The organism is Salinibacterium sp. SWN139 (assembly GCF_015864625.1).
In the GTDB taxonomy this organism is placed as follows: domain Bacteria; phylum Actinomycetota; class Actinomycetes; order Actinomycetales; family Microbacteriaceae; genus Rhodoglobus.
Genome location: NZ_JADYWV010000002.1, coordinates 844,624 through 864,084, shown reverse-complemented (window position 1 = coordinate 864,084; position 19,461 = coordinate 844,624). Strand labels below are relative to the sequence as shown.

Genomic DNA, 19,461 nt, shown 5'->3' with positions numbered 1-19,461 from the left:
ACGCCTCAGTTGAGGTGAGAATGCTCTCCTAAGCGGTGCCACGCCCGATTGTGGTGAACCAGAGGGGGAGCGAAATCGGCCTCCGGGGTGATGTGGGCGTCTTGGGCGAGCACGAGAATGAGCGATGCGGATTCGGTATCGAGCTGGTCGATACGTTTGCCGACAATTCGTGCAGGTGCGCTCGGAAAATAGGGCTCTCCCGTGGGCAGCCGTGCCCACAGTCCACGGTCGGCGAACCGGTCAACCCCGCTTGTCGCGCACAGTTGCGCAAGGTCAAGTTGTTCGCTCCCGAGAAAGTGGATGACGTACGATTCAGCCGCCCGGATTCCAGGCGCAGTAGATGCGCGGTGTCCGATCGAGAACGCGAGCAACGGCGGCTCGGCACTCACCGAAACGACCGACGTCACCGTCAGCGCGACTGGCCCGAGCGGTGACTGCGCTGTGACAACGGCGACTCCACCGGGGTAGTGGCGAAATGCGCTCGAGAATTCCGCGGCGCTTATTCCCGACATCGTCTCCTCTACCTCTACCTCGACCTCGTGGGCAGGGCTCTGGCTAGCGGCGGCCGGTGGTTTTTCGGTGATTGTCTGCATTCGTCCATCCAATGTTTCGGGGATGCGAACAAGCGTGCACCCGGGTACGCGACGAAGCGAGAATATGTCGATATGTGTCCTTCTGTTTCGCCGATTGTTTCGTCCTCAGGTGCATTATCGGATGCTGCGGCGCACCATAAAGGCATGCCTAGACAAATTCGCTTCAACGCCTTTGATATGAACTGCGTCGCTCACCAGTCCTCCGGAATGTGGCGCCATCCCGACGACCAATCGTGGCGCTACAAAGACCTCAATTACTGGACCGAGCTCGCAAAGCTGCTCGAAAAGGGAACCTTTGACGGCATCTTCATTGCGGATGTCCTCGGCACCTATGACGTCTACGCCGGCTCGAATGAGGCCGCCATTCGCCACGGTGCCCAGGTTCCGGTGAACGATCCGCTGTTGCTCGTCTCGGCTATGGCGCATGTCACCGAGAACCTCGGATTCGGTATCACGGCCGGAACCGCCTACGAGCATCCCTACCCTTTCGCTCGCCGGATGTCGACGCTTGATCACCTCACGCAGGGTCGGATCGGCTGGAATGTCGTGACCGGCTACCTGCCCTCGGCGGCCCGCAACATGGGCAACGACGATCAGCTCGAGCACGACGACCGCTATGACCACGCTGACGAATATCTTGAGGTGCTCTACAAGTTGTGGGAGGGCTCTTGGGAAGACGATGCGGTTATTCGTGACCGGGAGTCCGGTGTGTTCACTGACCCCAGCAAGGTTCACGACATCGAGCACAAGGGCAAACACTTCACTGTTCCCGGCATCCATCTTTCCGAGCCATCTGTGCAGCGAACACCGGTCATTTACCAAGCCGGTGCTTCGCCTCGGGGTATTCAGTTCGCCGCAGGAAACGCTGAAGCGATCTTTGTGGCGGCATCGACCAAGGCAGGGCTCAAGGCAACGGTGGGTCGCATCCGGGATGCTCTCGAAGCGGCCGGGCGTGATCGATACTCTGCGCGCATCTACACGCTTCTGACGATCATCACCGATGAGACAACGGAGAAAGCTCACGCGAAGTATGCCGACTACTTGAGCTACGCCAGCGAAGAAGGTGCGCTGGTCTTCATGTCGGGATGGATGGGCATCGACCTCTCGCAGTACGACCTCGATGAGCCCATTGGCAATGTCAAGAGCAACGCAATCCAGTCAACGGTGGCGAACTTTCAGCAGGCCAATGACGACGGCAGCGAATGGAAGGTTCGCGACATCGCGCGGCTCGGGGCGATTGGTGGCCTGGGGCCGTTCATTATCGGCTCTGGCGAGGAGATTGCGGATGAACTCGAAGCGTGGGTTGCGGAGACCGATGTCGATGGCTTCAACCTTGCTTACGCGATCACGCCGGGCACGTTTGAGGATGTGGTCGAGCACGTCATCCCGGTGCTTCGGGCGCGCGGGTCTTATCCCGAGGAATACGCGGAAGGCACGCTCCGACACAAGCTACATGGGCGTGGCAACAGGCTCCCAGCGGAGCATGCCGGCGCACGCTATCGGCGCTAGGGGGCGCCCGCCGTCACTGGTGCACCGCGAACCAGCGTCTACTCTGCGGGGGTTTCGCGGTGCAGGTCGACGGCGTACTTGAAACCGATGTGCGACGCTTCGAAGCCGAGCTTCGTGTAGAACCGGTGGGCGTCAGTGCGGGCTTCGTCAGAAGTCAGTTGGATGAGGGAGGCGCCAAGCGTGGGCGCTGCGGTGTCGATAACCCACCGCATCATGGCGCCGCCGATTCCGCTCGAACGCTGGCTCGCGGCTACGCGCACTGCTTCAACTTGGAGGCGGTGCGAACCACGGCGGGCCATTCCGGGGATGGCGGTCAATTGCATGGTGGCGACGACATCCCCTGAGGGTGCTTCGACAACGAGGAGAGCATTCGCGGGAGTGGTGGCGATCGCGTGAAATGCTTTTTCGTAAGCGGGGCGGTCTTCTGGCCGCGCAGTGTCGCCTCGCAGCGCGCTGATTGCGTCGTCCGCGAGCAGTTGAAGAATAGTGTCGATGTCGCCAAGAGCGGAGTAGCGAAGAATCATTTCGCCGTCTCGCGTCTGGAGAGTTGTGGGAACAGTCACTTTAGAAAACACTCCCACGACGATAGCAGCGCTACCACTGCCCGCGAGCCAGCAGTGCTCAAGTGTGCAGCAAACTGGCGTCATTCCTAGCCACCGTGAGTTCCCGCTTCGCGACCCTGAATCAGTGTGCGCAGTGTGCGCAGTGTGCGCAGTCCGGGTGCCCACCGGTGAGGTGGGTCACGCCGGGCCGTTGCGCTGCTCGGGGGAGTTGGCGCTAGTAGTTCATGATCTGGTAGCCGTCGACAACGAGCTTGCGAACGCTGGCTTCGCCGCCGTTATCGGAGAGCAGCGGGAATCCGCCATCCCGAAGAGGCTCGTAGACCTTGTGCGACTTGGCGCAAAATTCGCAGGCGCCGATGATGGTGTCGCCGAGTGCCGTCACGAGGCCGTGCATGGGGTTTCCAGCGTCAGCAATCTTCGCGAGGGTCTCAACGCCTGAACCGTCGAACATGACGATTACGTCGTCGCCAGCAGCCTTGAATTCCAGGGCGGTCTTGAGGCCGCGGTAGACGCGAGCGCTGTTGTTCTCGAGGGTCTCGAGGATGACTACGGCGATCTTGAGATCTGACATTGAAAACTCCTTGTATTGGCCATCCAGCACTTCTAGACGGATCCGTCTAGAAAATATAGACGGGTTCGTCTAGAATTGCAACATGGCTTCAGAAACCTCGCAGATCCGCGTTACTTCGCGCATGAAACTTCTCGCTACCGCGGCGGACCTTTTCTATGCGCACGGCATCAATGCGACGGGAATCGATACGGTGATCGCCAAGGCGGGGGTGGCGAAAGGCAGCATGTACCACCACTTCCCGAGCAAAGAAGCTCTCATTGCGGCCTACCTCGATGAAGAGGCGGATGCCTGGCTAGACCGGGTAACGGAGTTTGACGACGAGCACGCCTCGACCGCCGAACGCGTCGCGCGTCTCTTCACTGCAGTCGCCGATCAAGTCGATGAGGGCACTTTTTACGGCTGCCCCTTCACCAATGCGGCCATCGAGTGCCCCGATATGGCTGACGTGCAGTCATCAATTGCCCGCTACCGCCGGGTGCTTCGCACTCACGTGACCCACATCATCGGACCAGATGCGGCCGAGGGCGTGATCACGCGACTCATTGTTCTCTACGACGGAGCGCTCACGACGGCGAAGCTCACGAGAGATTCGGCCCAGGTTCGCGATGTTGCAGAGTTCGCACGGGAGCTGGTGTCAGGGGGCTAACTGTGGGTCCGTTGGCTTGCGCATGATTCGAACGTATGTTCGAATAGTGTAATGCGATGGAGTGGGCAACAAATTGGCAGTGAGGCTCCCGACGCGCTGCCCGGTCTCGCCAAGCTCAACAACCTGGTGCGCACAGTGCGAACCCCTGAATTCGACGGCGTCACGTTTTACGAAGTCGCCGCCAAGAGTGCGCTCAACAAGGTGCCCACCGCCAGTGATATGCCATTCGGCTGGACCATCAATCCCATGCGTGGATGTCTCCACCAGTGCACGTACTGCTTCGCTCGTCCCACCCACGAGTTCCTTGACCTCGACGCGGGCAAAGACTTCGACACGCAGATCATCGTCAAGGTGAATGTCGCTGAGGTGTTGGCTAGGGAGCTGAGCAAACCCAGTTGGGGGCGGCATCCGGTCGCGCTCGGCACGAATACGGATCCCTACCAGCGCGCTGAGGGGCGTTATCGGCTCATGCCCGGCATCATTGCCGCCCTCGCGGCATCCGGAACGCCTCTGTCAATCTTGACGAAAGGCACGTTGTTGCGGCGCGATCTTGCCCTCTTGTCAGAGGCAAGCCAGCACGTTCCCGTCGACGTGGGCATGTCGATCGCGATTTACGACGACGAGCTTCAGCAGTCCGTCGAGCCGGGCACGCCCACCGCCAAGGCTCGTTTGGCCACGGTGAGCGCTGTGCGTGATGCTGGACTCGATTGCGCGGTCTTCTTGATGCCGATTCTTCCGTTCTTGACTGATACACGGGATCATCTCGAGCGCGCCGTTTCTCAGGCTAAAGAGGCAGGGGCAACCTCCATTACGTACTCGGCGTTGCACTTGAAGCAGGGAACGAAGGAGTGGTACCTCGGGTGGCTGGAGCAGGCGCATCCGGAATTGCTGGGCAAGTATCGTTCGATGTATTCGCGAGGCAACTATGCCCCCAAGGAGTATCGACAGTGGCTGGCAGCCAAACTGAAGCCGATCATCCGGCGTCATGGCTTAGAGAGAACGCTGCTCGATCCGGCGACGGGCATCGTGGGATCCCGCGCTCGTACTCCGGTACATTCCGGTCTAGTCGGTCGTTCGCTCATCGCCGAGGAAATGCCGCCCGAGCTGGCGGCGCGTGCAATGCCGCAACCGACTCTCTTCTAGCGCTGTCTTCGTTGGTCTCGCTGTCGCCGTCGTCGCCGTCTTGCTGGGTATCCGGTCCGCGCTCACTGAGCGTTTTCGCACAATCGCCAAGAACGCCGGCTGCTGTGCGTACTGTTTCGCTGAACGAGCACAGCCGTGCTCGACGACGTCAGAAAGGTGAAGGCGGTTGCCTAAGAATAAGAATTCACGCCTCAAGGATCCCGAACTGTATGAGTCGTTGAGAGAGGATGGCGCCTCAGAGGAGAAAGCGGCCCGTATTTCTAACGCCGCCGCACGGGATGGGCGTTCTGAGGTTGGCCATCGCGGGGGAGCAGCCGGTTCGTATGAGGACTGGACCGTTGCAGACCTCAAGAAGCGGGCTCGAGAGCTGGGCCTCCACGGCTATTCGCCGCTCACGAAATCCGAAGTGATCGAGTTGCTTCGGTCGCACTAACAACCGTGCAGGGCATCGAAAGGCTGCAGGCGTCGAAACGATGACGGCGAGCGGCGAGCTAACTAGTCTGGGGGAGTGACCACACCAGCAGAGTCTTACTATCTCCGGCACGATGCCACCCATTTCGAATCGACAATTCATGCGCAGGGCGCGTGGAATCCCCACGAGCAGCACATGGCCCCGGTTGCTGGCGTTCTCGCCCACGTCCTTGAAGGGTTCGAACCACGCGAAGGCCTCCGCATCGCTCGCATTAGTTACGAGATCTTGGGTCTCATCCCCGCGGGCGAATTCGACATTGTGACGTCAGTCGTTCGTCCTGGCCGCACGATTGAACTCGTGCAAGCGGAGCTCACCGCGGGTGGCCGCGTTGCCGTGCGCGCGACGGCGTGGCGCCTCCAGATTTCGGATACCTCAGAGGTTGAGGGGATCGTCGATCAACGGATGCCCGGCCGTGAGCTCGCGGGGGAGCCAGTGAACCTTTCCGAGTGGCCCGGCGGCTACATCCAATCGATTGAGGCGCGGGCGCTTCCCGAGCACGCGTCGGGCAGTGGCCGGGTGTGGTTGCGCACGCCGTATCCCTTGCTCGCTAATGAGCCGGTGAGTGACTTTGCTCGGCTGACTGGCCTTGTGGACACCAGCAACGGCATCGCAACTCGCGTAAAGCCGGGAGTGGGTGGATATGCGTTTCCCAATGTCGACCTGCAAGTGCACTTGTACCGCTTGCCGGCTGGTGAGTGGCTTGGTCTGGAGAATGCGGTGAACTTTGGCTCGGATGGCATTGGCCTGACCTCCACGGTGCTCCACGACGAGCGGGGGCCGTTCGGTCGCGCCGAGCAAATCTTGACGCTACGCAAGGTCTAGCTTTCCCCGGCGCGAGACTGCGGAGAAAGTTTTCTCACTCCCTCTTGCGCTGATTTTCTCGCTGCCATAATATACAACCAAATGGTTGTATATGAATTGACAGACTCCGAAGTTGACGCGATGTTCCGCGCCCTCGCCGATGCCACCCGACGTGACATCGTCAATCGCGTGCTGCACGAAAATGCTTCAGTATCGCGTCTCGCCGAGCGCTACGACATGAGTTTCGCCGCAGTGCAAAAGCACGTTGCCGTCCTGCAGGCAGCTGGGTTGGTGACAAAGTCCCGACGCGGTCGCGAGCAGATTGTCAGCGGCAATCTCGCGTCCATTCATCACATCCAAAAGCTTCTTTCTCACTTCGAAACGGTGTGGAAGCAGCGTGCACTGCAAATGGCTGAGGTGTTGCGGGATGACGCAACCACTGAGGCGCCACCGAACCCCGCGAGCTCAGGGGCTCGGGTCGATATCCCTCACGACTAGAGAAATGGTGAAGCAATGAACGTCACAACTCACACTGATCCTGAAGCACTCACCCTGACGACCACCACCGAACTTGCCGCGTCTCTTGAGCGCGCCTGGCAGTTGGTGAGCGATCCGCGCCAGCTCGAGCGCTGGTGGGGCCCGCCAGAGTGGCCGGCAACCTTCGTGCGTTACGAGTTCGTTCCCGGTGGGCGCGCTCATTACTTCATGCAAGGTCCTGATGGTGAGCGGATGCACGGTATGTGGCGCATCTTGTCGATCACCGAGCCGCGTGAAGTCTCCATCGAAGATGAATTTGCGGATGATCACGGCGAACCATCGGGGGATATCGGTGTCACGACCGCTCTTCTGACGTTCGAGCCCATCGACGGCGGCACCCGGCTGACGATCCTGTCGGGCTTCGCCTCTGCAGAGCAGCTCGAAGAAATGGTGAAGATGGGCATGGAAGAAGGCATGCGAGAGGCTATCGGCCAAATCGACGCACTGCTCTCCGAAGACTAGGAGGGGCTGCTCATGTCATTTCAGGCGTATCTCGATGCGGTCGAGAAGAAGACAGGACTCACGCCGCGGCAATTGATCGCGAAAGCGGCAGCGAAGGGTTTCGTCGATGACTCGGCGAAAGCGGGAGAGATTCTTGAGTGGCTCGCGAGCGATTACCAGCTGGGCCGTGGACACGGCATGGCAATTGTTCACGTCATCACGAAGGGTGCGCGTATCGACGCCAAGCATGTCGGCATTTCGGGGACGCATCGCGACGAGTCAGACACGCTGTGGCTTGACGGTGCCGCGAGCAAACCAGACTAACCGCGCGATGTGAGCGTGGTGGCGGGCAGTGCGCTGGCGCTGGGGTGTGCCGACACTGGGTAGGGTGAAGGAGTGACTCTTCTTGGGGTCGAGAAGCAGGGTAGTTGAGTGCCCCGAGAGGATCTGTAGCGTGAGAAACAGCGGCCAGCCACAGTCGAACCGAGCTCCACGAGGCGGCCGCAAGTATTCCCGCAAGCAGCTCGTCATGCTACTCGGCGGTCTAGGCGCGCTGGCGCTGCTCGCCGTCGCGTTCGTAGCCGGTGCCCAGGCAAACTCTGGATCAGCAACGCCTCACTCATCGCCGTCGGTCTCTGCCGAGGAGGGCAGCCAGCCCGCGATTGACTTAGCGCGTCGAATCGATGGAGACCCCACGGCGATTGGGGCGATTGATGCTCCCGTCGTACTCGTCGAGTATGCGGACTATCGCTGTCCTTTCTGTGGTGTGTTGTCGCGCGAGACGCTTCCTGAGCTGATCAGCGAATACGTCGACTCGGGACAGCTGCGCATCGAATGGCGCGATTACCCCATTTTTGGTGAAACCTCGGTGCTAGCGGCTGTTGCAGCCCACGCGGCGGGCGAGCAAGGTCTCTTTTGGGAATACAACACAGCGGTCTATGAATCGGCGCCCGAAACGGGACATCTCGAGATCGACCAAGAAAAGCTTCTTGCGTACGCTCGCGACATTGGGGTGCCCGACCTTGCTCAATTTGAGGCAGATCTCCGTAGTCCGGCTCTGATCGCTCGGGTTCAAGCGAACGTCTCCGAAGCGCAGCAAATTGGTGTCACGAGTGTGCCGTCCATTGTGATCGACGATGTGCCGATCGCGGGTGCTCAGCCACTTCAGGTCTTCCGCGATGTCATCGATGAGCAGCTCCGATTGGCCGGCCAGTAACGGTGGACATCGGTTACGCCGGGGCATTCATCGGCGGATTGTTTGCGCTATTGAGCCCATGCTCAGTCATGCTGTTGCCGGCGTTTTTCGCCTATGCGTTTGGTTCAGCGGCAAAGCTTTTTGCGCGAACAGGATTGTTCTTTGGCGGCTTGGTGACCACGTTGGTTCCGTTGGGAGTGTTTTCGGCCACGCTGGGGTCACTCGTTAATGAGCATCGCGGTGCTCTCGTGGTTGGCGCAGCAATCGTGGTGATCGTCGCCGGCGCGATTCAGCTGTTCGGCATCCCGATTCCCGGTTTCAGCCGAACCGAAAACGCGGATGCCGCGACGGATCGAACCTCGGCAGTTTCCGTGTTCGCCCTCGGCATGGTTTACGCGGTCGCCGGTGTCTGCGCTGGCCCCATCCTCGGGTCGGTGCTCGCGGTTGCGGCTCTGAGCGGAAACGCTGCCTACGGTGCCATCATGCTTACGCTCTATGCGCTCGGGCTCACGGTCCCTCTGCTCGTGCTTGCTGCGGTGTGGAAGCGCGTGGGGGCGCGTGGTCGGTCATGGCTGCGTCCGCGCACGCTCACGATCCGCAGCTGGTCGAATTCGTGGACCATGATCATTTCTGGCGCGCTCACGATCGGGATCGGCATCCTTCTGTTGGTCAGCGACGGAACCGCGTCGCTGGGCGGTTTCGTCCCGATCACCGCTCAGTACCGTGCAGAGTCATGGGCCGCGACAACGGGCGCGAGCATCAACAACGTTGTGTTCTTGCTCGGGGTAGTCGCGGCTTCTGCTTCTGCCGGCGTCGTTGTGTGGCTGGTGTCGCGTCAGGCCCGGGCCAAAGCACTCCTGCAAGCGCCTGAACAAACCGAAGCGCCTGAACAAACTGAAGCGCTCGAACGCTAAAGCTCGGTCATCCATTCGTCGCCGGAGTCCGTGTTGTCTCTGCCGCGCAGTTTCTCAAGTTCTCGTCGCTCACGTTTGGTGGGACGACCGGCGCCACGATCACGCATCGGCGCGAAGGCACGTTCTTCGCGAGAAGGCGGCGGGGGAGTCTCGTCGATGTAGCTCTCGGCTGCCGTTACGGCTGAAACCCTTTTCACAATCGTCTGCCTAACGACCAGGATGCGGTCGAATCCGGCAATTCGAACCCGCACTTGGTCGCCGATTTTTACTGCCTGCGCTGCTTTAACACTCGTGCCGCCGACTTTCACGTGGCCGGCACGGCACGCCGTAGTCGCTTGAGAGCGGGTCTTGTAGACGCGGACCGCCCACAACCAGCTATCGACGCGAACTGCTCCGGCAGCCATTAGGCGGAGGCGAGTTCAGTTTTCCACTGCACGAGTCGCTGCACTGTGGCGCTGGTGTCCGCGGCGAGTGTGAGCATGGTGTCTTCGGGAACAAAGAAGTTGATCGCCAAGAAACCGCGCACGGTCTCCGAGGGGTCGTCGGCGAGCATCCGGAGAACGTCGCAGGGAGCGTATTCGTTGCGAGCCACACAGGCGCGCACCCCGTCGTCAGTATCGCGGGCGAGCGTTTCGAACACGTCGATGGGCGTGTTGTGGTTACTCGCGGCACTTTCGCGAATTTTCGGATTGGGGTCGGCCGCCAGGATGCGGATCCTCGCGATTTTGCTCGCGGTTATCTCGGGGGCGGGGTGGAGTTCCGCGGCTTCCGCGGCAGTGAGCATCGACGGGGCCATTGCCCGCATTTGTTCCCGCTGGGCTGGAGTGTTGAAGCGGATGCATGACATGCGTTCAAGGGTACGCCTGCGTCCAGAGAAGATTGAGTTGCTTTCTCGGCATTTTGCGCGCGGATGATCGCTAGACTTGGAGGGTGGCCACGCGCAGTTCACCCGAGATCAGCGATCGTGTGTGGACTGTGCCCAATGTCTTGAGCTTCATCCGGCTCGCGTTGGTTCCGGTTTTCCTCTATTTGATCATCTCGGCCCAAGATGCGCTGGCTCTGATCGTTCTAGTGTTTTCCAGCCTGAGCGACTATCTCGATGGCGTGATTGCTCGTCGTTTCAACCAAATCACGAGGCTCGGCCAGTTACTTGATCCGGCGGCTGACCGCCTGTTTATTTTTGCCGCGCTGATTGGTCTCGCCGCGCGCGACGTCATCCCCTGGTGGTTGTTCTTGGTCATTGTCGGGCGCGACATCATGCTGGTGATTTTGGGAATCATCTCGGCGAACTACGGTTTTGGCCCGCTACCGGTGCACCATTTGGGCAAAGTTGCCACGGCTGCACTGTTCTATGCGTTGCCGATTTTGATGCTGGGCCAAGCATTCCCGGCAATTGCAGGGGTTACTGATCCAATCGGGTGGGCGTTCGCGCTCTGGGGTGCGTTCTTGTATTGGTGGGCTGGCTTCATCTATGTTGCGCAATCCGTCCGTATTTCTCGCCTCCCGAGGGTCTGAGTTGTGCTCCGATCCGATACGCTGGTCAGTCAGGGAGGTTTGCGATGGTTGAGTCAATGAATAATGGTCACGGCGCCGACGTAGAGTCGGCAAATGAGACGTCCGCGCAGCCTATTGTCGAGCGGATCGACACCACTGCCACGTACAGTCACGAGTTTGCGGCTCAGGTCGCCGCTATGGGGGTCGACGTTTCCGTCGATGAGCAGGAAGCGATCGCCGCATTGCCTTCGGGGTCTGCGTTGTTGATCGTTCGCCGCGGCCCAAACGTGGGGGCGCGTTTTCTTTTGGATGCTGACATCACTACGGTGGGGCGTCATCCTGAGGCAGATATTTTTCTCGATGACGTCACGGTGTCTCGCCGTCATGTCGAGTTCTTGCGTTCAGGCACAGCATTTGACGTCAAAGATTTGGGGTCGCTCAATGGCACCTATCTTGGCGGCGATCGCATTGAGTCCACTGCTGTCCTTCGCGATCGTGCTGAGGTTCAAATCGGCAAGTACAAGCTCACGTTCTACCCGTCGCGTCGCGATCTTGCGTCGGCGGTTGGTAATTAGTGGCTGGGGTAGCGCGTCAGACGCGTTCGACTCCGGCACCAGCGCTTCTGAGCATTGGGCAGGTTCTTGCCAAGCTCAGCCCAGAGTTTCCTGATCTAACTCCATCGAAGCTGCGCTTCCTTGAGGAGCGCAAACTGGTCTCGCCGGCGCGCACAGCCTCGGGCTACCGCAAGTTTTCGTCGGCAGACATGGAGCGCTTGCGCTTCGTTCTCACGATGCAGCGTGACCACTACCTTCCGCTGAAGGTCATTCGTGGCTATTTGGAAGAGATGGATGCCGGGCGCACGCCTGAGCTTCCTGGTGGCGCCGTTGCTGCAGCATCCATGCTGTCGGCCGAGCGCAAGCTCACTCGCGACGAGTTGATCCGCGAGGCTGGTGCCAGCCCGATGCTGTTGGGCGATGCTATTTCGTCGTCTCTCATTGTTGCCTCCGATGTTTTTGGTGAAGATGCGCTTGCTGTTCTCAAATCGCTTGTGGAGCTTCAACGCAGCGGTATCGAACCACGACACCTTCGCGGCTTCCGCGCGGCGGCTGAGCGTGAACTGGGGCTCATTGAGAGCGCCCTAATGCCGGTTGCCCGTCGCAAGGACGCGTCAAGTCGAGCACGTGCTGCGGAGATGGCGCGCGAAATTGCGGGCCAGTTGGAGATTGTTCGCAGCAGTCTTATCCGATCCGCCCTCAGTCGGATGGATTCGTAGTACGGTCGATCTGTTGACCGTTTTTCGGCTCGCGCTGAACGCGGTTCCGCGAGGTTGGCCCAGTTTTATCCGACTGATTCCGACACGCCGCCGACTTTTTGCGAATGTCGTTGATAGAGGCGGTGGGCGTGACTACCGTGGGGTAACACGAAACACTAAGCGTCAACTTCAACATGAAGGTTCGTTGTTTTCGTGCTGGTCAATCAGAACTAAAGGGGCAAAGCCATGAGTGAAGTTAACCGTAGCGAAGAGTCACGCTACGACCTCGGCCTCCTCTTTACCGACGGAATGCCAGACCTCGACCACACCTCCGGCTACCGCGGCGCCGTCGCCGCGCGCGCAGCCGGCATTAGCTATCGTCAGCTCGACTACTGGGCTCGCACCCAGCTTGTTGAACCCACTGTCCGCAGCGCGGCAGGGTCAGGTTCGCAGCGACTCTATGGCTTTCGCGACATCTTGGTGCTCAAGCTTGTTAAGCGCCTTCTCGACACGGGAATCTCGCTTCAGCAGATCCGTATCGCTGTCAACCAACTTCGTGAGTCGGGCATTCACGACCTCGCTCAAACCACTCTGATGAGTGATGGTGCCGGTGTCTATTTGTGCACATCCAATGACGAAGTTATTGACCTCGTTAGCCGCGGCCAGGGAGTCTTTGGCATCGCCGTAGGTAAGGTTCTTCGTGAGGTCGAAACAAGCCTCATCGACCTCGACACGGTCAAGGGTGAAGATCCCATGGATGAGCTGGCGAAGCGCCGCGCATCCCGCGCCTCCTAAGCAACCCCTGCTGGGCGCCGCTTCCGGCATTTCTTCTTTCTGGCGCACAGTCGCTGCGCTGAATTTTTTGGCGCGCTCACGCCAGATACTTGCTGTGCTCGGTCGCGACAACACCGCTTAGCCAGACAGCGCTCGCCCTAACAATGACGTGCTTCAGCACCCCAGCGCAGGCCGGAGGTTCGTTGCTAGCCGTTGCTGTATTCGCCCATGCGTGCCGCACGCATGACGCGGTCGAGTAGTTGGTCGAAGTAACGCGCCATTTCTTGCGCGCTCTCACCGGGCCATACGTGCAGGGGCTTCGCGGCACCTTGAGCTTGCTGGAGCGACGTGCGCTCGGGAAGCTGTGGCGAAAGCACGAGTGGTCCAAACATGTCCCGCAGTTCTTTGATGCGGAATTGGTGCTCAAGCGATTGTGACCGCAGGCGGTTCACGATGAGGCCGAGCGGCTGAAGACGGGGGGAGAGGCCGCGACGGATCTCTTCGATCGCGCGCAGAGCGCGGTCAGCGGCGGCGACCGAGAAAAGGCCAGGTTCGGTGACAATGGCTACACGATCGCTGGCTGCCCACGCGGTGCGTGTGAGGGCGTTGAGCGATGGTGCGCAGTCAATGAGCACGAGATCGTAGTCAGCTTCGACGTTCGCGAGGGCTTCTTCAAGCTTCCAGATATCACGGATGCTCGGGTGCGGTCCATCGAAATTGATAGCCGAAGGCGAACCGATCAGAACGTCCACTTTGCCGGGGCGGCCCTTTGTCCAGCCACTCGGCGCGATCGCAGCACGCACGATCTTCTCTTTGGGAGAGGCGAGTACGTCAGCCACGTTCAGGTGGCCGGCGACATCAATGTCCATTCCGGTCGACACATCGGACTGGGGATCAAGGTCGACGACGAGAGTTCGAAGACCGCGAGCGAAAGCCGCCGAAGCGAGCCCAAGCGTGACAGTCGTCTTTCCGACGCCCCCCTTGAGGGAACTAACGCTAAGTACGTGCACGAGTAACGACGATACCTTCACTACTGTTAAGAAACCTAAAACACCGCCAACTTTTGCGCACCCTTGAGGAAACTGCCAGAGTTCAATCACTCTAGGCTTGGTTTTTGTCAGGAAGGACCGAATGTTTAAGAAGATTCTCGTTGCCAACCGAGGTGAGATTGCTATCCGCGCAATGCGTGCGGCTGTCGAACTCGGGGCAAGAACTGTGGCCGTTTTCCCTTACGAAGACCGAAATTCGGTGCATCGTCTGAAAGCTGATGAGGCTTACCAGATTGGTGAAGAGGGGCATCCTGTCCGCGCCTATCTCGATGTTTCCGAGATTATCCGTGTCGCCAAAGAGTCTGGCGCTGACGCGATCTACCCGGGCTATGGCTTCCTTTCTGAGAACCCTGAGCTCGCGCATGCTGCAGCGGATGCCGGTATCGCTTTCATTGGCCCACCCACCAAGGTGCTCGAAATGGCTGGAAACAAGGTGACGGCAAAGGAGCACGCGATTGCGGCGGGAGTTCCCGTTCTCAAGTCGACTCCTGCCAGCACGGATCTTGAGGAACTCATTGCGGGTGCCGAGGAGATCGGTTTCCCGGTCTTCGCCAAGGCTGTTGCCGGTGGTGGCGGGCGCGGTATGCGTCGCGTCGAGAAAAAAGAAGATTTGCGCGGTGCTCTAGAAGAGGCAATGCGTGAAGCCGACAGCGCGTTCGGTGATCCCACGATGTTTGTTGAGCAGGCCGTCGTTCGTCCTCGCCACATCGAAGTCCAAATCTTGGCCGACGCCCATGGCGGCGTCATCCACTTGTTCGAGCGTGACTGCTCGGTGCAGCGACGTCACCAGAAGGTTGTCGAGATCGCACCGGCCCCGAACCTCGACGAAGACACGCGTCAAGCGATGTACCGCGACGCGATCGCTTTTGCGAAGTCGATTGACTACGTCAACGCCGGCACGGTCGAGTTCCTGCTCGACACGGCGGGGGAGCGTAAGGGCGAACACGTCTTCATCGAGATGAACCCGCGTATCCAGGTCGAGCACACGGTGACAGAAGAAGTCACCGACGTTGACCTCGTGCAATCTCAAATGCGAATTGCCTTCGGTGAGTCGTTAGAAGATTTGGGCCTGCGTCAAGACGAACTGAAGCTGCGTGGAGCGGCTCTGCAGTGCCGCATCACGACCGAAGATCCCGCTAGCGGGTTCCGCCCCGACACAGGCAAGATCACGACGTACCGCTCACCTGGTGGCGCCGGCATCCGTCTGGACGGTGGAACGGTCTCTGCTGGTTCGCAGATTTCCCCGCACTTCGACTCCATGCTCGTGAAGATGACGTGCCGTGGCCGCGACTTCGCGTCCGCTGTGCGTCGCGCCCGTCGTGGACTCGCTGAGTTCCGTCTTCGCGGTGTCACGACGAACATCCCGTTCCTTCAGGGAGTGCTCGATGACCCCGAGTTTATTGCCGGAGATTTGAGCACCGCGTTCATTGATGAGCGCCCGTGGCTCGTCAACTCGCATCGTTCCAAGGACCGCGGAACAAAGATCCTTACGTGGCTGGCCGATGTCACCGTCAACCAACCCAATGGCGACGGTGCTGGCATCATCAGCCCGCAATTGAAGTTGCCTGCAATCGATCTTTCGGTCGAAGCTCCGGCCGGGTCGCGTCAGCGTTTGTTGGAGCTCGGCCCGGCCGGGTTCGCCTCGGCTCTGCGCGAGCAGAAGTCCCTTGCCGTGACGGAAACAACTTTCCGCGATGCCCATCAGTCGTTGCTTGCCACTCGAGTGCGCACTCGCGACCTTGTCGCGGTAATGCCGCACGTGGCTCGCATGACGCCAGAGTTGCTTTCGGTCGAGGCCTGGGGCGGGGCAACGTACGACGTTGCTCTGCGGTTCCTAGCCGAAGACCCGTGGGAGCGTCTCGCATCCATGCGCGAAGCCCTGCCGAACATCGCGATTCAAATGCTCTTGCGTGGTCGTAACACGGTTGGCTACACGCCGTATCCGACCGAAGTTACGGATGCCTTCGTGCGCGAGGCCGCTGATACCGGTGTCGATATCTTCCGCATCTTTGACGCGCTCAACGATGTTTCGCAGATGCGACCGGCTATTGATGCTGTGCTGAACACGGGCACTGCCGTTGCTGAAGTTGCCCTCTGCTACACGGGTGACTTGCTTGACCCGAATGAGGATCTCTACACGCTCGACTACTACCTCAAGCTTGCCGATCAGATCATGGAAAGCGGCGCCCATGTGCTCGCGATCAAGGACATGGCTGGTCTATTGCGTGCGGAAGCCGCTGAGAAGCTTGTGACGGCCCTACGTGAACGTTTCGATGCTCCGGTGCACGTTCACACTCACGACACGGCAGGCGGCCAGCTGGCTACTCTGCTGGCGGCCTCCCGTGCCGGTGCAGACGCAGTGGATGTCGCGAGCGCTCCCATGGCAGGAACGACAAGTCAGCCATCCATGTCGGCTTTGGTTGCGGCTCTCGCCCACACCGAACGCGACACGGGCATCTCGCTCGACGCGGTCTCCGATCTCGAACCGTACTGGGAGGCTGTGCGTCACGCCTACGCGCCATTCGAATCGGGCCTGCCCGGTCCGACTGGGCGGGTCTACCACCACGAAATCCCTGGTGGACAGTTGTCGAACCTGCGCCAGCAGGCGATTGCGCTGGGTCTCGCTGACCAGTTCGAGACGATTGAGAACCTTTACGCTGCGGCAAACAAGATGCTCGGCCGTCCGCCGAAGGTCACCCCGTCCTCGAAGGTCGTTGGCGACCTGGCGCTAGCTCTTGCTGCAGCGCACGCAGACCCTGCCGACTTCGAAGAGAACCCCGACAAGTACGACATCCCTGATTCAGTGATTGGCTTCATGGCTGGTGAGTTGGGCGAACTGCCCGGTGGCTGGCCTGAGCCCTTCCGCTCGAAGGTGCTGAAGGGGCGCAACGTCAAGATCGGCATTGAGGAAATCAGCGCTGAAGATCAGGCTGCTCTCGACGGTGAGCCGCAGGAGCGCCGTTCAGCGCTCAACCGGTTGCTGTTCGCTGGCCCCACCCAGATCTTTGAGACGGCTCGCGAAACCTATGGAGACTTGTCGGCCCTCGATAGCAAGGATTACCTCTACGGCATCCAGCAGGGTCACGAGCACGTCGTTGAGATCGAGAAGGGCGTGCAATTGTTCGTCGGTCTCGAAGCGATCGGCGAGGCTGACGAGAAGGGAATGCGCACCGTCATGGCGACCCTGAACGGGCAGTTGCGGCCGGTGTTCATTCGCGATCAGAGCATCAAGGTCGATTCGACTGCGGCTGAGAAGGCTGATCCGTCGAAGCCTGGACACGTAGCGGCGCCGTTCTCCGGTGTTGTCACGCTGCAGGTAGAAGAGGGCACAACTGTTGCAGTCGGCGACGCTGTAGCTTCGATCGAAGCGATGAAGATGGAAGCCGCAATCACGGCATCCGTTGCCGGAACGGTCAAGCGATTGGCCATTCCGAAGACGCAGCAGGTAGACGGCGGCGACTTGCTTGTGGAAATAGAACCCAGCTAAACCGCAGAAGTTTGTAGGGTAGGGACGTGATCGTTGTAACCACATCGGTCACGTCTCGCTCGTTAACGCGGTAAAGTGGTGTGTTTGCTTTCTGGAGGGGATCGATACGTGACTACGAAGCGCAATGAACCTGATGTGCAGCCGTCCGTCGACGCGCACGATACGTCGACCGATCACGATGCGAAGGAGTCGACGGTCGAGCAGGCCCCGAACACCGACAACGTGACCTTCACGCTCTCGCTGCCGGTCGCTGTTCGCGAGACTCCTGAGCATGAAGCTGCCGTAGCGATTGACGATGTTGCTGTCAACGCTCATCATGTCGATGTCGCATCCATGGCAACCACCACAATCACGTTCGCGCCGGAGTCGGTTGTGACTATCCCGCCCGAGTCCGTGCCTGAAGTGGCTGTTATTCCGGAGCTGCCACCAACAGACCGTCCGACGACCCGTCGCGGTCGCCAGCGCACCGAGGTGCGCACCACGACGCCAGAGACGGCGACGATGCTGACGGCTGAGCGCCTCATCAACCCTGGCAAGAAGAACCGCACCGCGGCGCCCGAGGGATTTTTCCAAGAACTCGTTTACGCTGCGACGTTCCATCTCGTGAACCTCGGCGATTCGTACCGCGTGAAAGAGCGCAAGGCTCTTGAGGCTCGTGTTACCAAGACTTTTGTCGGTGGAACGCGTTTCGTTCCTGTTCTCACGCGCAAGGGTGGGGTGGGCAAGACCACGATCACAGCTCTTCTGGGGATGGCCTTGGCAGATACCCGCGAGGACCGCATTATTGCGATCGATGCCAACCCCGACCGCGGAACGCTTGCCGAGCGAATCGACAAGCAAACTCGTGCAACGGTTCGCGATGTCGTGATGCGTGCGGAGTCGCTCCACACGTTTAGCGAATTCCAAACCGTGGTGTCTCGTGACGAGACTCGCCTCGACGTTTTGGCATCCGATACTGACCCGCATGTGTCAGAAGCGTTCGACGAAAACGACTACAACGTTGTCGCCGACATGGCCGAGCGTTTCTATTCGGTCGCTATCACTGACTGTGGCACGGGAATTGTTCACTCGGTTATGCGGGCAACGCTGCAGCGAGCTGACTCCATTGTCATCGTTTCCGGCGGCAGCGTAGACGAAGCGCGTCTCGCATCAGAGACTCTTACGTGGCTCGAATCCAACGGGCACGAAGATCTCGTCAAGAACGCTGTCGTGGCTATCAACACCGCCACTCAGGGCACCAACTTGGTGAAGCTTGAGGAGATCGAGGCTCATTTCAGGTCGCGCGTGCGTGAGATCGTTCGCGTGCCCTACGACCCCAGCTTGGCTACGGGGTCCGTTGTGCATTACCGCGACCTCAACAGGTTGACCAAGGCTGCTGCTCGCGAACTCGCGGCGGTTGTCATGGATGGTCTTCCCGCAGTTCGGGCTAACTGACACTATGGCTGTTCGTGAGATTCGCCTTTTTGGCGATCCCGTCCTTCGCTCAGCATGCGATCCCATTGTCATAGGCGATCCCCGTGCTGCTGCCCTCATCGACGACCTTATTGAGACGGTCAAGCTGCCTGGCCGCGCCGGCCTCGCCGCTAACCAAATCGGTGTCGGCTTGCGCGCATTCAGCTACAACATTGACGGCGATATCGGCTACATCATCAACCCGGTGCTTGAGGAAGTGTCGGGGGAGTCGGAACTGGTAGACGAGGGCTGCTTGTCTGTGCCCGGCTTCTATTTCTTGCGCCGTCGTTATCCTTTCGCCCGCGTCACAGGAGTAGACCTCGCGGGCGAGCCCGTCGAGCTCAGCGGCGAAGGGCTCATGGCTCAGGCGTTGCAGCACGAGACCGATCATCTCGATGGCCATTTGTATATCGAGGGCCTCGAGCCTGAGGCTAAGCGCGAAGCGATGCGCGCGATCCGTCAGGCGCCCTGGTACTAAACCTCAGCCACATCACGCCCCTCTCGCTTCGAGAGATCGCGTGTGATTGAGTGCGCCCGTTAGCGAACGTCTGCGGGGGATCACACGCTG

23 protein-coding genes are annotated in these 19,461 nt (G+C 59.9%); 17 read left to right on the top strand and 6 right to left on the bottom strand.

What is annotated here, in order from left to right; translation table 11 throughout:
- Window positions 1-5: 5 nt before the first annotated feature.
- The gene (locus I6E74_RS09295) at window positions 6-593 is read right to left on the bottom strand and encodes a flavin reductase family protein (RefSeq protein ID WP_231601181.1); all 588 of its coding nucleotides are present in this window, start codon (window positions 591-593) and stop codon (window positions 6-8) included.
- A gap of 144 nt (window positions 594-737) precedes the next feature.
- Between I6E74_RS09295 and I6E74_RS09290 the strand changes: the two genes are divergently transcribed.
- Entirely contained in the window at window positions 738-2,102 is a 1,365-nt protein-coding gene (locus I6E74_RS09290; RefSeq protein ID WP_197124972.1) for an LLM class flavin-dependent oxidoreductase, read from the top strand.
- A gap of 38 nt (window positions 2,103-2,140) precedes the next feature.
- Here I6E74_RS09290 and I6E74_RS09285 read toward each other — a convergent pair whose 3' ends face one another.
- Entirely contained in the window at window positions 2,141-2,626 is a 486-nt protein-coding gene (locus tag I6E74_RS09285) for a GNAT family N-acetyltransferase (RefSeq protein ID WP_197125293.1), read from the bottom strand.
- A gap of 253 nt (window positions 2,627-2,879) precedes the next feature.
- Entirely contained in the window at window positions 2,880-3,236 is a 357-nt protein-coding gene (locus I6E74_RS09280; protein WP_197124971.1) for a DsrE family protein, read from the bottom strand.
- 82 nt (window positions 3,237-3,318) lie between these two features.
- Between I6E74_RS09280 and I6E74_RS09275 the strand changes: the two genes are divergently transcribed.
- The 9 genes from I6E74_RS09275 (at window position 3,319) to I6E74_RS09235 (ending at window position 9,385) form a co-directional block, all read left to right on the top strand.
- A complete protein-coding gene (locus I6E74_RS09275) occupies window positions 3,319-3,882 on the top strand; it encodes a TetR/AcrR family transcriptional regulator (protein WP_197124969.1) in 564 nt (187 codons plus the stop codon).
- Between the two features lie 51 nt (window positions 3,883-3,933).
- Window positions 3,934-5,025: an Rv2578c family radical SAM protein gene (locus tag I6E74_RS09270; RefSeq protein WP_197124967.1), complete on the top strand. Its 1,092-nt coding sequence runs from the start codon at window positions 3,934-3,936 to the stop codon at window positions 5,023-5,025.
- Between the two features lie 166 nt (window positions 5,026-5,191).
- Window positions 5,192-5,458 (top strand): Rho termination factor, encoded by a 267-nt coding sequence (locus I6E74_RS09265; RefSeq protein ID WP_197124965.1) that lies wholly within the window; start codon window positions 5,192-5,194, stop codon window positions 5,456-5,458.
- A gap of 75 nt (window positions 5,459-5,533) precedes the next feature.
- Entirely contained in the window at window positions 5,534-6,319 is a 786-nt protein-coding gene (locus I6E74_RS09260) for a thioesterase family protein (RefSeq protein WP_197124962.1), read from the top strand.
- An 81-nt stretch (window positions 6,320-6,400) separates the two neighbouring features.
- Window positions 6,401-6,796, top strand: a complete 396-nt coding sequence (locus tag I6E74_RS09255; RefSeq protein WP_197124961.1) for a helix-turn-helix transcriptional regulator — start codon at window positions 6,401-6,403, stop codon at window positions 6,794-6,796.
- Between the two features lie 15 nt (window positions 6,797-6,811).
- Window positions 6,812-7,297 carry an SRPBCC domain-containing protein gene (locus I6E74_RS09250; RefSeq protein ID WP_197124959.1) on the top strand — a complete coding sequence of 162 codons (486 nt, stop codon included), beginning with the start codon at window positions 6,812-6,814 and terminating at the stop codon, window positions 7,295-7,297.
- A gap of 12 nt (window positions 7,298-7,309) precedes the next feature.
- A complete protein-coding gene (locus tag I6E74_RS09245) occupies window positions 7,310-7,600 on the top strand; it encodes a DUF4287 domain-containing protein (RefSeq protein WP_197124957.1) in 291 nt (96 codons plus the stop codon).
- 130 nt (window positions 7,601-7,730) lie between these two features.
- Entirely contained in the window at window positions 7,731-8,492 is a 762-nt protein-coding gene (locus I6E74_RS09240) for a thioredoxin domain-containing protein (RefSeq protein ID WP_197124955.1), read from the top strand.
- Between the two features lie 2 nt (window positions 8,493-8,494).
- On the top strand, window positions 8,495-9,385 hold the full coding sequence (locus I6E74_RS09235) for a cytochrome c biogenesis CcdA family protein (RefSeq protein WP_197124953.1): 891 nt from the start codon (window positions 8,495-8,497) through the stop codon (window positions 9,383-9,385).
- On the opposite strand, the gene I6E74_RS09230 is transcribed toward I6E74_RS09235, so the two are convergent.
- Together I6E74_RS09230 and I6E74_RS09225 are read right to left on the bottom strand one after the other, a co-directional pair.
- Window positions 9,382-9,789 (bottom strand): RNA-binding S4 domain-containing protein, encoded by a 408-nt coding sequence (locus tag I6E74_RS09230; protein ID WP_197124950.1) that lies wholly within the window; start codon window positions 9,787-9,789, stop codon window positions 9,382-9,384. The two genes, I6E74_RS09235 and I6E74_RS09230, sit on opposite strands and share 4 nt — an antisense overlap.
- A complete protein-coding gene (locus I6E74_RS09225; RefSeq protein ID WP_197124949.1) occupies window positions 9,789-10,232 on the bottom strand; it encodes a hypothetical protein in 444 nt (147 codons plus the stop codon). Before I6E74_RS09225 ends, I6E74_RS09230 begins: the two co-directional genes overlap by 1 nt.
- An 83-nt stretch (window positions 10,233-10,315) precedes the next feature.
- On the opposite strand from I6E74_RS09225, the gene I6E74_RS09220 reads away from it, so the two are divergent.
- The 4 genes from I6E74_RS09220 (at window position 10,316) to I6E74_RS09205 (ending at window position 12,926) form a co-directional block, all read left to right on the top strand.
- Window positions 10,316-10,900, top strand: a complete 585-nt coding sequence (locus tag I6E74_RS09220; protein ID WP_197124947.1) for a CDP-alcohol phosphatidyltransferase family protein — start codon at window positions 10,316-10,318, stop codon at window positions 10,898-10,900.
- A gap of 44 nt (window positions 10,901-10,944) precedes the next feature.
- Window positions 10,945-11,454 (top strand): FHA domain-containing protein, encoded by a 510-nt coding sequence (locus tag I6E74_RS09215; protein ID WP_197124945.1) that lies wholly within the window; start codon window positions 10,945-10,947, stop codon window positions 11,452-11,454.
- Window positions 11,454-12,152 carry a MerR family transcriptional regulator gene (locus I6E74_RS09210; RefSeq protein ID WP_197124943.1) on the top strand — a complete coding sequence of 233 codons (699 nt, stop codon included), beginning with the start codon at window positions 11,454-11,456 and terminating at the stop codon, window positions 12,150-12,152. The genes I6E74_RS09215 and I6E74_RS09210 overlap by 1 nt, the downstream gene beginning before the upstream one ends.
- A gap of 225 nt (window positions 12,153-12,377) precedes the next feature.
- Window positions 12,378-12,926, top strand: a complete 549-nt coding sequence (locus I6E74_RS09205; RefSeq protein ID WP_197124941.1) for a MerR family transcriptional regulator — start codon at window positions 12,378-12,380, stop codon at window positions 12,924-12,926.
- 185 nt (window positions 12,927-13,111) lie between these two features.
- On the opposite strand, the gene I6E74_RS09200 is transcribed toward I6E74_RS09205, so the two are convergent.
- Window positions 13,112-13,915, bottom strand: coding sequence for a ParA family protein (locus I6E74_RS09200; RefSeq protein WP_197124939.1), 804 nt, complete (start codon window positions 13,913-13,915; stop codon window positions 13,112-13,114).
- A gap of 121 nt (window positions 13,916-14,036) precedes the next feature.
- On the opposite strand from I6E74_RS09200, the gene I6E74_RS09195 reads away from it, so the two are divergent.
- From I6E74_RS09195 to I6E74_RS09185, 3 genes are all read left to right on the top strand, one after another.
- Window positions 14,037-17,441 carry a pyruvate carboxylase gene (locus I6E74_RS09195; RefSeq protein ID WP_197124937.1) on the top strand — a complete coding sequence of 1,135 codons (3,405 nt, stop codon included), beginning with the start codon at window positions 14,037-14,039 and terminating at the stop codon, window positions 17,439-17,441.
- Window positions 17,442-17,549: 108 nt separating this feature from the next.
- A complete protein-coding gene (locus I6E74_RS09190; protein WP_197124935.1) occupies window positions 17,550-18,875 on the top strand; it encodes a MinD/ParA family protein in 1,326 nt (441 codons plus the stop codon).
- Window positions 18,876-18,879: 4 nt separating this feature from the next.
- Window positions 18,880-19,371, top strand: a complete 492-nt coding sequence (locus I6E74_RS09185; RefSeq protein WP_197124932.1) for a peptide deformylase — start codon at window positions 18,880-18,882, stop codon at window positions 19,369-19,371.
- Window positions 19,372-19,461 lie beyond the last annotated feature (90 nt).

Excerpts from the sequence above, each read along its gene's own strand:
- I6E74_RS09295 (WP_231601181.1), bottom strand. The coding sequence starts at position 593 with ATGCAGACAATCACCGAAAAACCACCGGCCGCCGCTAGCCAGAGCCCT.
- I6E74_RS09290 (WP_197124972.1), top strand. The coding sequence starts at position 738 with ATGCCTAGACAAATTCGCTTCAACGCCTTTGATATGAACTGCGTCGCT.
- I6E74_RS09285 (WP_197125293.1), bottom strand. The coding sequence starts at position 2,626 with ATGATTCTTCGCTACTCCGCTCTTGGCGACATCGACACTATTCTTCAA.
- I6E74_RS09280 (WP_197124971.1), bottom strand. The coding sequence starts at position 3,236 with ATGTCAGATCTCAAGATCGCCGTAGTCATCCTCGAGACCCTCGAGAAC.
- I6E74_RS09275 (WP_197124969.1), top strand. The coding sequence starts at position 3,319 with ATGGCTTCAGAAACCTCGCAGATCCGCGTTACTTCGCGCATGAAACTT.
- I6E74_RS09270 (WP_197124967.1), top strand. The coding sequence starts at position 3,934 with ATGCGATGGAGTGGGCAACAAATTGGCAGTGAGGCTCCCGACGCGCTG.
- I6E74_RS09255 (WP_197124961.1), top strand. The coding sequence starts at position 6,401 with ATGGTTGTATATGAATTGACAGACTCCGAAGTTGACGCGATGTTCCGC.
- I6E74_RS09250 (WP_197124959.1), top strand. The coding sequence starts at position 6,812 with ATGAACGTCACAACTCACACTGATCCTGAAGCACTCACCCTGACGACC.
- I6E74_RS09245 (WP_197124957.1), top strand. The coding sequence starts at position 7,310 with ATGTCATTTCAGGCGTATCTCGATGCGGTCGAGAAGAAGACAGGACTC.
- I6E74_RS09230 (WP_197124950.1), bottom strand. The coding sequence starts at position 9,789 with ATGGCTGCCGGAGCAGTTCGCGTCGATAGCTGGTTGTGGGCGGTCCGC.
- I6E74_RS09225 (WP_197124949.1), bottom strand. The coding sequence starts at position 10,232 with ATGTCATGCATCCGCTTCAACACTCCAGCCCAGCGGGAACAAATGCGG.
- I6E74_RS09215 (WP_197124945.1), top strand. The coding sequence starts at position 10,945 with ATGGTTGAGTCAATGAATAATGGTCACGGCGCCGACGTAGAGTCGGCA.
- I6E74_RS09205 (WP_197124941.1), top strand. The coding sequence starts at position 12,378 with ATGAGTGAAGTTAACCGTAGCGAAGAGTCACGCTACGACCTCGGCCTC.
- I6E74_RS09195 (WP_197124937.1), top strand. The coding sequence starts at position 14,037 with ATGTTTAAGAAGATTCTCGTTGCCAACCGAGGTGAGATTGCTATCCGC.
- I6E74_RS09185 (WP_197124932.1), top strand. The coding sequence starts at position 18,880 with ATGGCTGTTCGTGAGATTCGCCTTTTTGGCGATCCCGTCCTTCGCTCA.